The organism is Flavisolibacter tropicus (assembly GCF_001644645.1).
GTDB classification, from domain to species: Bacteria; Bacteroidota; Bacteroidia; order Chitinophagales; family Chitinophagaceae; genus Flavisolibacter; species Flavisolibacter tropicus.
This window is the reverse complement of sequence record NZ_CP011390.1, coordinates 1,757,574-1,771,591: the sequence shown is the minus strand read 5'-3', so window position 1 is coordinate 1,771,591 and position 14,018 is coordinate 1,757,574. Positions and strand designations below refer to the sequence as shown.

Genomic DNA, 14,018 nt, shown 5'->3' with positions numbered 1-14,018 from the left:
GAATGACTTGGTCCTTGCCTAGACATTCAGAATCGTTAAATCAAAACAATGGTAATCCGGGCCTATATTCTTTAATCCGTCAACTCTGTATCCTTGAATTTTAAAAGAACCACCCGCTTAATTGTTATATTTCTATTTTTAGGCGCTATCTATTTCTTTTTTGGAACTTATTCCAATAATCAAAGGACTGCAAGCACATTTCAACAGGTTAACCATACCTATAGCATTATCGATACTATTGAAAATCTGAACAATTCCATTTTAGACATGGAGTCGCAGATGCGGGGCTATGTTATTACTGGAAATGCCGTTTTCCTTAATGATTTCACTGCCAAGGTAACAAAGGCAAAAGAGGAATTGTCAAAACTAAAAACCTTAACGGCAGACAATCCCATCCAACAGAAGCATTTAGATACAGTGACAGCCTTGGTTGAAGCCAAGTTGGAATTTCATACTGAGTTATTGACCGCTTACAAAGAATCTCCTCAAAAGGCTTTGGGCATGATAGCCAGCCTAAAAGGCAAAATAATTACGGATCGATTTAAGGCTCTTCTATCCAAAATGAACAGCGAGGAACAACGTCTGCTACAGTTGCGTATAGCCGCCAATCAGGAGGTTAGCCGCATAAAATTTTATTCATCGCTCCTTATTGGTGTAATTGGCTTTGCTTTCTTAATGATAGCGTTGTGGCGGATCAATAAAGAATATAAACGACGCAAATTGGCCGAGCAGGAGTCAATGGCAAATGAAGCAAAGTATAAAGAGCTTATTGAAAATTCGGGTGTAGGTATTTTTAGTGCCGATTTAGCCGGCCGTTTCCAGTTTGTAAACAACCAATGTGTAGAATTAACGGGTTATAAAGCGGAAGAACTCACTGGAAAGCATTTTGCGGAGTTGATCAGGGAAGATAAACGAAACGAGGTAGAGGAGTTCTATTTTCATCAGTTAACTGGGGGTATTAAGGAAACAGTTTTGCAGTTTCCTATTCATTCCAAAGAGGGTTATATCAAGTGGGTAGAGCAAAGTGCCATATTATTAATTGAAAAAGATCAGCCTGTTGGTTTTCAATGTATCGTTAAAGACATTACTGAAAGTAAGCTGGGTGCAGATCTGTTGCGAGAGACAGAAATGAAATTGAGGGCTGAACAAGAAGAGAACCAGTTTCGCTTACAGGCTATCATTGATAATATACCAATGGTTGTTTATATCAAGGACATGGAAGGAAGGTTTGTAATGGTAAACAAACGTTTCCGCGAAGAGTTAGATATGACTGACGAGATGATTTTAGGGAAAACAAATAGTGATGTCAATAAGAATCAGCAACAAGCTCAAAATTATATTGCTTCAGATCGTCAAGTAATTGAAACATTGAAACCTGTGGAATTAGAAGATGTGGTGGTTACCAATTCAGGCGAACGTTATAAGTTGGTTACCAAGTTCCCCTTATTTGACAAGAACAACCAGCTATTTGCGATCAGTGGCGTAGATAAAGATATCACGGATATGGTTCGTTCACGTCAGCAATTGATAGATGCGCGTTTGCGTGCAGAGAAGGCAGAGAAACTGCAGGAAGAGTTCCTGGCAAATATGAGCCACGAGATTCGGACGCCAATGAATGGCATTATCGGGATGACAAACCTGCTTTTTGAAACATCGCTGAATAAAGATCAGGTAGAGTTTGTGCAGATCATTAAGCAGTCCTCTGATACGCTCCTGATGCTGATTAATGATATTTTGGATCTATCCAAAATTAAGTCTGGTCGCATGAGCGTAGAGGCCATTGATTTTTCTATCCAGAATGTGGTAGAGGCTGTAATGGCTCCGTTTCAAATTAAAGCAAGAGACAAACAGGTATTGGTTCGGAAGTATATTCAGCAAGATATTCCCAATATTGTTAATGGAGATCAATACAAGCTGGCACAGGTACTAAACAATCTTTTAAGTAATTCGGTAAAGTTTACAGAAGCTGGAGAAATAAAAGTGGAAGTAAACTTAGTAGGTCAGGTAGAAGACGCTGTAACCATAGAATTTGTTATTTCAGATACGGGTATTGGTATTGGGGAGGAACATTTGGAGCTTGTATTTGAAAGTTTTGCTCAGGCCGGGGACGATATGGTGCGTAAATATGGCGGAACTGGACTAGGCCTGGCAATTACCAAGCGTTTAATTGAGTTACAAGGCGGTAATATTAGTGTCAGAAGTGAGGTGGGTGTTGGTACTACTTTCCGCTTCCAGCTTTCCTATAAGAAAGCTGTCCAGAAGGGGCATCAGCAATTAGCTCCAATTAATATCTACCAGGAAAGCCAGTCACTAACAGGAAGAAAGGTTTTATTGGTAGAAGATAATGAGATTAATCAGAAGGTTACCAAGCTTCATTTACAAAAGAAGGGGCTGGTTATAGATATTGCCAATAACGGTAAAGAAGCTGTGGAAATACTAGAGTCAGGTAAAAGTTATGATTTAATCATCATGGATCTGCAAATGCCTGAAATGAATGGTTTCCAAACAACCATATATATACGCCAAAAGCTAAACATTCAAACGCCAATCGTTGCCATGACAGCTAGCGCCTTGCGCAATGAGCGGACCAAATGTTTTGAAATTGGTATGAATGATTACATGACAAAACCATTTGTACCTGCCGATTTGTTCAATACTGTAGAACGTCTGTTAACTGTAGACCATCCTCAGATGGTTGGAGAAAGAACAGGAAGTATAGACAATCCAGTTCATTCCTTATATAGTTTAGCTTACCTGGAAGAGATAGAAGATGATACCTATTTAGCAGAAGTGTTGCAACTGTTTTTAGATTCAACACCAGAAGCTTTACATACGATTCGGGAGCAGATGATATTTGAAAACTGGGAGGAGGTGTATAAAACTGCTCATAAGTTAAAAAGCAGCCTTGGTATTCTACAAATGAATAAATTGCTGGCCGATGTGGGTGAAATTGAGCGTTTGGCAAAAGACAAAATACAGCTAGATCAAGTATCCATATTAATTAGTGGCGCACTGATTCATTATAATTTGATCAGACCCATGTTGGAAGCAGACCTAGCTAAAGCAAAAGCTAAATTAAATTAACTGTACTGGTACTATGAGAATTTTAGTGGCGGAAGACGAGCCTATAATGCTCAAGACGATTGAATTGCGTTTAAAAAAAGACGGACATACCGTAATCGCTACAGATAACGGACGCGATGCCCTCGAGAAAATAGAGCAAGGGGAAGTGGACCTAGTAATTACAGATATTATGATGCCTTATTCATCTGGACTTGAAATTGTAGGGAGGGTAAAAGGGCAGGAGAAACAAATTCCAATTATCGTACTCTCTTCTATGGGGCAGGAGAACGTAGTCCTAGAAGCTTTTAACCTTGGCGCTGATGATTATATTACTAAACCGTTCAGCCCAAACGAACTTTCTATGAGGGTTAAACGTTTTTCTAAATAATTTCGCGCATCCGGAACTATGGAAATGCAAGAGGACATACGGGCTATTACTTACTTGTTGGTAGGTACGGCAATTGGTTTTAGTCTGCTTGCATTCATTTTATTAGCCATCATCTTCTGGTATCTGTTTTTCTTCAAAAGAGTAAGTCGTAAAAATCAGCAACTGGCTCAACAGTTTTATACGCTTGTAAGTGAAATAAGTTTGTGTGAGTCGGAAGAAGAGCGGCAAGAGGTAGTACGGCAGGCCTACGTGCAGGACATTCGCAATAGCAGTCTTCAAAAAAAGAGAATGCGGGCCTTTATGGTAAAGGCCATGTTGCAATTTCATAGAAACATACAGGGAACAGCCGCTGATAATATTAAGTGGTTATATGAGTATCTAGATTTGAAGCGAGATACAATGTTACAACTGGCCTCCCGGAATTGGCATACAAAAGCCGCTGCTATACAAGTATTAGCAGAAATGGGGCAGGGCAATTATATAACTAAAATATATAGGTATACAAACCATAAGAACTATTATATACGTTCAGAAGCCCAAGTGGCTGTAGTAAAGCTGACAGGCTTTAGTGGTTTGCGGTTTATGAATGTTATCGACCAGCCTATTACCCAATGGCAACAACTTTGTTTGCTGCAGCAGCTAGCCTCCCACTCCAATATACAGGAGAATAAGCTGCAGGCATGGTTAACCTCTGAAAATGAAACCGTAGTGGAGTTGACCTTAAAGTTAGTAAAAGCTTATTGTATATATAGTATACATGATGCTGTTGTAAATTGTTTAACCCACAGCAATCCTACTATAAGAGCTGAAGCCATTCTTGTTCTGAAAGAAATTCCACAAGCTACAACAGTACCATTGTTGAAGTCTAATTATCATAAAAGTGATAAAGTGGAAAAGATGGCTATTTTACAAGTGCTGAATGCTATTGGCACTGAAGAGGATGTTCCATTTTTGGAAAGCCTGCTTGTTACAAAAGATATGTTGCTGCGAAATGAAGTATTAAAAGCCCTTCAAGCGTTAGTACCAGGTTGGCAATCACATGATGTGACATTCCATCATAAGCAAAAAAATAGTGTAGTAGCATGATTTGGACTGAGATAGTATTCGACTTTTTCACCTATTGCTTCTTTTTGTATGCAGCCGTTTTAATTGGATTCTATTTTTTTATAGCCTTTTATGCTATTGGTGAGGCCAGGCAATATATGCGTAAGGCTAGCTTTACCGATTTTAACATACTGGCTGCCTCTGAGCATGCTCCTTCACTTAGTATCATTGCCCCTGCCTATAACGAAGCGGCTACTATTATTGAAAATGTACGTTCCCTTCTTAGTATCCATTACAATAATTATGAGGTGATCATTGTCAATGATGGCAGTAAGGATAACTCCTTGCAAAAGCTGATTGATGTTTATGATCTGAAAGAGGTGAATTTGGAACGGGAGTCCCCAATTGCCACTAAGCCAGTTAAAGCTGTATACAAAAGCAGTAACCCGGTTTTCCATAAACTGGTAGTGGTAGATAAGGTGAATGGCGGAAAGGCTGATGCCTTGAATGTTGGAACCAACCTAGCTTCCAATCGATATATTGTTTGTATAGATGTGGACTGTATTTTGGAACAGGATGCTATGCTAAAACTGGTCAAGCCCTTTTTGGAGAATAACAAGGAGCGGGTGATTGCTACAGGTGGCGTAGTACGTATTGCTAACTCTTGCGAAATTCAGGATGGTAAGATCACTCAAGTACACTTGCCTAAGCAATTCTTGCCACGCATGCAAACCTTGGAATACATCCGAGCCTTTCTATTAGGTCGAATGGCGTGGAGCAGGCTAAATGGATTATTGTTGATCTCTGGAGCGTTTGGTGCTTTTGATAGAGAGATTGTGATCAAGGCTGGCGGTTATGATCATAGCACGGTGGGGGAGGATATGGAATTGGTGGTGCGTATGCGCCGTTATATGGAGGAAAATAACCTGCCTTATAAAGTAGCCTACATACCCGACCCATTATGCTGGACAGAAGCACCTGCTACATTTAAAATATTGGGGCGTCAACGTAACCGCTGGACAAGAGGTACTATTGAAACCTTAAAGATCCATAAGGTGATGTTCTTTAATAAACGTTATGGGGTGTTGGGGCTATTAAGCTATCCTTACTGGTTCTTTTTTGAACAATTAGCACCAGTAGTGGAGTTTATCGGCTTTGTGGCGTTTCTTGTATTTGTATGTCTGGGAATGATCGATTGGCCTTTCTTCTTAGCGCTCTTTGCTTGCGTTTATTGTTTTGCCATACTCTACTCAGTATTTGCCATTTTAATGGAAGTGCTAACATTTAATCAATACAAAAAGAAAAGAGAGATCTTGCGTTTAGTACTTACGGCGATTATAGAGCCCTTTGTCTTTCATCCCTTTGTAGTATGGGCAGCTATTAAAGGCAACATTGATCTATTACGGAAGAAGAATAGCTGGGGCGAGATGAGCCGGCAGGGGTTTGGTCCTAAGCCAGCTACCGGAGCCTAAAACTGTTGGCTAATTCCAATGGTCGTATTCAGTTGGTTGTCGTGTAAGCCCTTTCTATATTCATTTCTAAACCACCCTGCAGATAATTTCAACTGCGTTCGTTTAGCCACGGAAAGGTTTGTACCGATGCCCACGCTTTTGGAAGATAAACTGTAAAGATTACCGAGTTGAATACTTCTGCTTTCATCAGGCGAAATACCACTTCCTGCCTGCAGCCAGGCATAATCAATTCCATTATTGAAATAGCGGCGGGCGGAAGCAAAAAGCGATTGGTTATTGGAAAGGTTTTGAAACCCAAAATAGGTGTGTGCATTGAATAGCCAATTGCCCACATATTTACTAATGCCTGCGGTACCCAACCAAACCGACTCTGTAAAATATAAGTAGCGGAAACCGCCTTCCACTTCCCAGGCTTTAGGTAAAGCTAAATAGAGCGAGGCCCCTGTGCGCCATTTAGGAAAGACGGGCATGTTATCTGAAAACCCAATACCGGTGTAGGCATACATCTTCTTAGAAATAATTGGGTAGGCTTCTAATTCACCTTGCCAGCCGCTTTGTTGTAACCGGTTACCATAATTTAATCGGCCCAGAACAGCTCCCTGGTTTAGCTTTCGTTTATATTCTACACTACCTATATGCCAGTCAGTAGCAAACTGACGCTGGAAGTGATTATAATCATAGGAAATGGTAATGGCGTTTTTGCTAGAGTCCACCCATTGGGCTTGGCTACTTACGGATAGAATTAATAGGGTACCTAGAAAAAAGTTCTTCATAATAAAATACAAGGGTAAATGTAATTCATTGTATCAGCTCTTAATGAGTAAAAAGCTAGACCCTTAGATTTAATAGATGAAAGAAGGCTTTAGACCTGTAATGATTGTATTTATTCTTAAGGCTGTCTATAACATATTTTATAAGAGCCTGAATTCGTAATACGAATGATAAAACCGATTGCTTTTGCTTCCCCTCTTGATTTTGATCATCTAACGGGCTTATATACCCTCTAAATCCCTTTTTAGGAGTACGGTTCGAAAAAAAGCTTCAAAATATTTGGTATCGCTAATTTAAGTTATAAGTTTATAGGAGAATCTGCCAATCCTAAGACTAACTGTTACCTGCCCCTGAAGACTAGTCCTTTGCAACAATTCCGTCGAAAAACTTCATAAGACACGGCTTAACCACTTGAATAAACCCGCAGACCATAGGCTCTGGATAGGATCAGTATACCCTTAGACAAACTCACAAGAAGGAATTTAATCTCCCATATAAAAATTGATTATGCAATCAAAAGGCTACTCCTTTGTACTATCGCTAGCAACGATGCTTGCTATTCTTTTTTCCTTTAATGTACAGGCGCAGTTATCCAATGTAGGACCGGTAACTGTAACAACAGACAAGCCGGATTATGCGCCGAGGTCTACTGCGGTATTTACAGGTACGGGTTTTCTGCCAGGTGAAACAGTTTCACTTCGAGTAAAAAATTTGTTTCGAGCGTGTAATACAGTAACAGCAGATTCTTCTTATTTGCCTTGGACAGTAGTTGCCGATGCAAATGGAGGATTTGTGACGAATTGGACAGTGTGTGACTGTCGTGGAGATTCTTTGCGTTTGAGAGCAGTAGGTCAGGCATCGCATGATACCGCTTATGTGTATTTTGCAGATGGGACCTTTACATCATCAATAAGCGGGAATTGGAATAGTCCAGCAACTTGGGGGTTTCCAGGAAATCCCACTCCTCAAGCTGGGATAAATTATCCTGGATCGACTGATGTAGTGAACGTAGCTCCTAATCAGAATGTAACGGTAAATATTAATAATGCTGCATGTGCATCGATACAGCTTGGCGGAAATACCAATTCCTCAATAGCTCAATTGACTTTTAATTCTGGTAGTCAATTATTGGTAAGTGGGAAAGTGACAGTAGGATTGTCAAATGGACAAAATAGAAAAGGTTCAATTATAATGACAAATGGCGGTACATTGATTTGTCAAGAAATCGCTGTCAATTTGTTAGATACGTGGACACCTGGTTCTGGAACTGTCGAATTAACTACTACAAATTCGATTCCAAGTGGTTTTGCTTCTTTCAATGATTTAAAGATTAGTGGGGGTTTAACAACCTTAAGTTCAAATACAAATGTAAAAGGTATCCTAACTGTTAAAGCTGGAGCAGCGCTTGTATTATCTACCTTCAATCTTGGAAGTTCGACTGCAGGAACTGCACCTTCGAGTTTGATTTTGGAAGACGGAGCTGCAACTGGTTCATTAATTACAGGAACTGGTACTCTCACGCTGGGAGGAAACATAATAATAAATGATGCAGCCGGCGCAGGAACAAATGGAGCGACGATTAGTGCTCCGGTATCCTTGGGCGCAAATAGAAATATCGATGTTGCAGACGATGGTAGCAATGCAGTTGACTTAACAATTAGTAGTATAATAAGTGGGGGCGGCTTTGGTATAACAAAGATGGGCGCAGGTACAATGGTGCTTTCGGGTGCAAATACCTATACGGGTCCAACTACTATTACTGGTGGTACTTTACAATTAGGTGCTGCTAATAAGATAGCTGATGTCAGTACTCTGATTTTGAATGGAGGTATTTTCAAAACCGGAGCGACAACGGGTTTTTCAGAGACACTTGGGACACTTCGCTTGTTAGAAAATTCAACGATCTCATTAGGGACTGGCAGTCACACTTTGACATTTTCAAGTAGTAATGGAGAAACCTGGACAAATGGAAAAACTCTAACAATAAACGGATGGACTGGTTCCGGGGGATCTTCAGGTACAGCAGGAAAAATATTTATTGCTGTAGGTGGTTTAACATCAACTCAACTAAATAATATTAGCTTTTTAGGGTTTACAGGCACTCCTATAATACTATCGACAGGTGAATTGGTGCCGCCGGTTCCCTGTTCAGCACCAATAATCAAAACAACTCCTACTAGTGGGCAACCCGCTTCTTCACCTATAACTTACGGGCAAACTGCAACGTTTACTGTAGATGCTACTGGCGTAGAATCATATCAGTGGCAAGAGGGGATAGGTTCTCCTATTGTTTGGTCGAATATTTCCGATGCTGGAGTCTATTCCGGTGCAACTACTGCAACATTGACTTTAACGAAACCTGGAGTGGCAATGAGCGGTAGAAAATTCAGAGTAATATTATCTGCCTGTTCACCTGTTCAAACGACCGTAAGTGACGGTAATGCAACTCTAACAGTCGCAGCGAAGTCCTTGACAGCTGCATCAACTGTTGCTTCCAAAGAATACAATGGTTCTCCGGCTGCTGGCGAGGTAACAATAGGTGATGTAACTGGATATGTCGGATCCGAGACTTTAAATATTGGCGCAACTGTAAGTGATTACACGAACGCTAATGCCGGAACAGGGAAAGCCACAACTATTACATATACATTAGCTGATGGCACAAATGGAGGCTTGGCTGTAAACTACAGCATGGCTCCAAAAACCAACACTGCTGGAGCTATCAATACGCGTCGTGTGGTGATCAGCGCCGATGCCAAGACGAAGACTTACGGTGAGGCCGATCCTGCACTGACCTATCAGATAAGTGAGGGTAGCCTGGTGAGCGGTGATGCCTTCACTGGTGCGCTGACCCGCGATGCCGGAAACAATGTGGGCAGCTATGCCATCAAGCAAGGCGGTGTGGCGTTGAGCAGCAACTATGAACTGGGGTACAACGGCGCCAACCTGCAGATCAATACGCGTCGTGTGGTGATCAGCGCCGATGCCAAGACGAAGACTTACGGTGAGGCCGATCCTGCACTGACCTATCAGATAAGTGAGGGTAGCCTGGTGAGCGGTGATGCCTTCACTGGTGCGCTGACCCGCGATGCCGGAAACAATGTGGGCAGCTATGCCATCAAGCAAGGCGGTGTGGCGTTGAGCAGCAACTATGAACTGGGGTACAACGGCGCCAACCTGCAGATCAATACGCGTCGTGTGGTGATCAGCGCCGATGCCAAGACGAAGACTTACGGTGAGGCCGATCCTGCACTGACCTATCAGATAAGTGAGGGTAGCCTGGTGAGCGGTGATGCCTTCACTGGTGCGCTGACCCGCGATGCCGGAAACAATGTGGGCAGCTATGCCATCAAGCAAGGCGGTGTGGCGTTGAGCAGCAACTATGAACTGGGGTACAACGGCGCCAACCTGCAGATCAATACGCGTCGTGTGGTGATCAGCGCCGATGCCAAGACGAAGACTTACGGTGAGGCCGATCCTGCACTGACCTATCAGATAAGTGAGGGTAGCCTGGTGAGCGGTGATGCCTTCACTGGTGCGCTGACCCGCGATGCCGGAAACAATGTGGGCAGCTATGCCATCAAGCAAGGCGGTGTGGCGTTGAGCAGCAACTATGAACTGGGGTACAACGGCGCCAACCTGCAGATCAATACGCGTCGTGTGGTGATCAGCGCCGATGCCAAGACGAAGACTTACGGTGAGGCCGATCCTGCACTGACCTATCAGATAAGTGAGGGTAGCCTGGTGAGCGGTGATGCCTTCACTGGTGCGCTGACCCGCGATGCCGGAAACAATGTGGGCAGCTATGCCATCAAGCAAGGCGGTGTGGCGTTGAGCAGCAACTATGAACTGGGGTACAACGGCGCCAACCTGCAGATCAATACGCGTCGTGTGGTGATCAGCGCCGATGCCAAGACGAAGACTTACGGTGAGGCCGATCCTGCACTGACCTATCAGATAAGTGAGGGTAGCCTGGTGAGCGGTGATGCCTTCACTGGTGCGCTGACCCGCGATGCCGGAAACAATGTGGGCAGCTATGCCATCAAGCAAGGCGGTGTGGCGTTGAGCAGCAACTATGAACTGGGGTACAACGGCGCCAACCTGCAGATCAATACGCGTCGTGTGGTGATCAGCGCCGATGCCAAGACGAAGACTTACGGTGAGGCCGATCCTGCACTGACCTATCAGATAAGTGAGGGTAGCCTGGTGAGCGGTGATGCCTTCACTGGTGCGCTGACCCGCGATGCCGGAAACAATGTGGGCAGCTATGCCATCAAGCAAGGCGGTGTGGCGTTGAGCAGCAACTATGAACTGGGGTACAACGGCGCCAACCTGCAGATCAATACGCGTCGTGTGGTGATCAGCGCCGATGCCAAGACGAAGACTTACGGTGAGGCCGATCCTGCACTGACCTATCAGATAAGTGAGGGTAGCCTGGTGAGCGGTGATGCCTTCACTGGTGCGCTGACCCGCGATGCCGGAAACAATGTGGGCAGCTATGCCATCAAGCAAGGCGGTGTGGCGTTGAGCAGCAACTATGAACTGGGGTACAACGGCGCCAACCTGCAGATCAATACGCGTCGTGTGGTGATCAGCGCCGATGCCAAGACGAAGACTTACGGTGAGGCCGATCCTGCACTGACCTATCAGATAAGTGAGGGTAGCCTGGTGAGCGGTGATGCCTTCACTGGTGCGCTGACCCGCGATGCCGGAAACAATGTGGGCAGCTATGCCATCAAGCAAGGCGGTGTGGCGTTGAGCAGCAACTATGAACTGGGGTACAACGGCGCCAACCTGCAGATCAATACGCGTCGTGTGGTGATCAGCGCCGATGCCAAGACGAAGACTTACGGTGAGGCCGATCCTGCACTGACCTATCAGATAAGTGAGGGTAGCCTGGTGAGCGGTGATGCCTTCACTGGTGCGCTGACCCGCGATGCCGGAAACAATGTGGGCAGCTATGCCATCAAGCAAGGCGGTGTGGCGTTGAGCAGCAACTATGAACTGGGGTACAACGGCGCCAACCTGCAGATCAATACGCGTCGTGTGGTGATCAGCGCCGATGCCAAGACGAAGACTTACGGTGAGGCCGATCCTGCACTGACCTATCAGATAAGTGAGGGTAGCCTGGTGAGCGGTGATGCCTTCACTGGTGCGCTGACCCGCGATGCCGGAAACAATGTGGGCAGCTATGCCATCAAGCAAGGCGGTGTGGCGTTGAGCAGCAACTATGAACTGGGGTACAACGGCGCCAACCTGCAGATCAATACGCGTCGTGTGGTGATCAGCGCCGATGCCAAGACGAAGACTTACGGTGAGGCCGATCCTGCACTGACCTATCAGATAAGTGAGGGTAGCCTGGTGAGCGGTGATGCCTTCACTGGTGCGCTGACCCGCGATGCCGGAAACAATGTGGGCAGCTATGCCATCAAGCAAGGCGGTGTGGCGTTGAGCAGCAACTATGAACTGGGGTACAACGGCGCCAACCTGCAGATCAATACGCGTCGTGTGGTGATCAGCGCCGATGCCAAGACGAAGACTTACGGTGAGGCCGATCCTGCACTGACCTATCAGATAAGTGAGGGTAGCCTGGTGAGCGGTGATGCCTTCACTGGTGCGCTGACCCGCGATGCCGGAAACAATGTGGGCAGCTATGCCATCAAGCAAGGCGGTGTGGCGTTGAGCAGCAACTATGAACTGGGGTACAACGGCGCCAACCTCTCTATCGGCCAACGCCAAGTGACCATTGCTGCCGATCCGCAAACGAAATATTGTGGTCAAGTTGATCCATTATTAACCTATAAGATTACTGAGGGATCTCTTGTTTTTGATGATAAAATCTCAGGGCAATTGTCTAGAGCAAGTGGCGAAAGCGTTTCTAATACATACACCATTGTACAAAATACATTATCGCTGGGTACTAACTATAAGTTGACTTATATTGAAAATAGTCTTTCAATTAAGAGTGTAAATATTGATGCATCTGCTTGTGGTAATCCGGTACCATCTGGCTCACAAGCAACATTGACTGCAGTAGTTACAGACCCTTATTCAGGACAACCAATTCCAGGCATAAAGGTTACCTATAATTTGGATTATGGTAAGTATATGGGTTATGCAATTACAGACGGCTCAGGTAAAGCCTCATACAATATATCTGGTTTAGGTGTCAATGTATATCACGTAGAAGCCTATACTGGTTTAGGATGTGTGACATCTACAGCCTATCTGCCTGTATATGATCCAAGCAACGGCTTTATTACAGGTGGCGGATGGATTGCTTCACCGAAAGGAGCTTATGTAGCAGATCCATTAGCAACGGGTAAAGCGAATTTTGGTTTTGTGGCAAAATATAAGAAAGGCTCTACTGCCTTAGAAGGTGAAACCGAGTTTCAGTTCCAGGCAGGTAATCTAAACTTTAAGAGCACTTTGTATGAAACAGCAACACTTGTCATTAGTGGTGCCAAGGCAAGCTATCGTGGTGTAGGAACAATTAACGGTACAGGCTCCTATAAGTTTACATTAGTGGCTACAGATGGTGAAATTAATGGCGGTGGTGGAACAGATAAGATACGTATGAAGATTACAAGATCCGATGGTAGTGTGGTATATGATAACCAATTGGGAAGTGCAGATAATGCTGAACTTACAACCGTTTTAGGAGGAGGCTCCATCGTAATCCACGAAGTGAAGTCAAATAAGTCAGTAGCGCTTGCCAGATCACAGGAAATGGATATAACATCAACTGTTGAGTTTGGTCTTCAAGCCTTCCCTAATCCAACCACTGCTCAGTTCAATCTTAAGCTGGAAAGCAATAACACTACAGATCCAATCACGCTACGTGTATCTGATCTGTCCGGTAGGATTGTACGTACTATTCCAAGCTTAACAGCGGGTCAAACTCTACAGCTGGGTAGTGAATATAGGCCAGGTGTTTATATAATAGAAATGATACAGGGTAATAGCCGTAAACAGGTAAAACTGATTAAGCAACCTAATTGATTTTTTGCCATGTGTGTTTATTAAGGCGGCATGAGATGCCGCCTTTTTCTTTTGTATTACTCATATTGCTAATTTGTTAGTTGGATGATTCGTATATGTTTTGAAGCCGCCTATCTTTTGTATCTTTATGTTCTTTATTCTATTCATTATCAGCTTCTTACATTCATTTTTCCTTCTATATTTAAGTATTGCCTGGCAATATGGGATAACTAACTGACATACGGGTGAGGTACGGCCGAAGGATCGGCCGAGGTAGGGCCAAGGTACGGGTGAGGTAC

The 14,018-nt window shown here is 44.1% G+C and carries 6 protein-coding genes; 5 read left to right on the top strand and 1 reads right to left on the bottom strand.

What is annotated here, in order from left to right; genetic code table 11:
• The first annotated feature begins 93 nt into the window (after window positions 1-93).
• Genes SY85_RS07385 through SY85_RS07370 form a run of 4 tightly spaced genes read left to right on the top strand, consistent with a single transcriptional unit; the run spans window position 94 to window position 5,967 of the window.
• The gene (locus SY85_RS07385) at window positions 94-3,084 is read left to right on the top strand and encodes a PAS domain S-box protein (RefSeq protein WP_066403017.1); all 2,991 of its coding nucleotides are present in this window, start codon (window positions 94-96) and stop codon (window positions 3,082-3,084) included.
• Between the two features lie 13 nt (window positions 3,085-3,097).
• Window positions 3,098-3,451, top strand: coding sequence for a response regulator transcription factor (locus SY85_RS07380; protein ID WP_066403015.1), 354 nt, complete (start codon window positions 3,098-3,100; stop codon window positions 3,449-3,451).
• An 18-nt stretch (window positions 3,452-3,469) separates the two neighbouring features.
• Window positions 3,470-4,537, top strand: coding sequence for a HEAT repeat domain-containing protein (locus SY85_RS07375; RefSeq protein WP_066403013.1), 1,068 nt, complete (start codon window positions 3,470-3,472; stop codon window positions 4,535-4,537).
• Window positions 4,534-5,967: a glycosyltransferase family 2 protein gene (locus SY85_RS07370; RefSeq protein WP_066403011.1), complete on the top strand. Its 1,434-nt coding sequence runs from the start codon at window positions 4,534-4,536 to the stop codon at window positions 5,965-5,967. The genes SY85_RS07375 and SY85_RS07370 overlap by 4 nt, the downstream gene beginning before the upstream one ends.
• Here SY85_RS07370 and SY85_RS07365 read toward each other — a convergent pair.
• Entirely contained in the window at window positions 5,964-6,740 is a 777-nt protein-coding gene (locus SY85_RS07365) for a YaiO family outer membrane beta-barrel protein (protein ID WP_066403009.1), read from the bottom strand. The genes SY85_RS07370 and SY85_RS07365 overlap by 4 nt on opposite strands.
• Window positions 6,741-7,245: 505 nt before the next feature.
• On the opposite strand from SY85_RS07365, the gene SY85_RS07360 reads away from it, so the two are divergent.
• Window positions 7,246-13,740: an MBG domain-containing protein gene (locus tag SY85_RS07360; protein ID WP_066403007.1), complete on the top strand. Its 6,495-nt coding sequence runs from the start codon at window positions 7,246-7,248 to the stop codon at window positions 13,738-13,740.
• Window positions 13,741-14,018 lie beyond the last annotated feature (278 nt).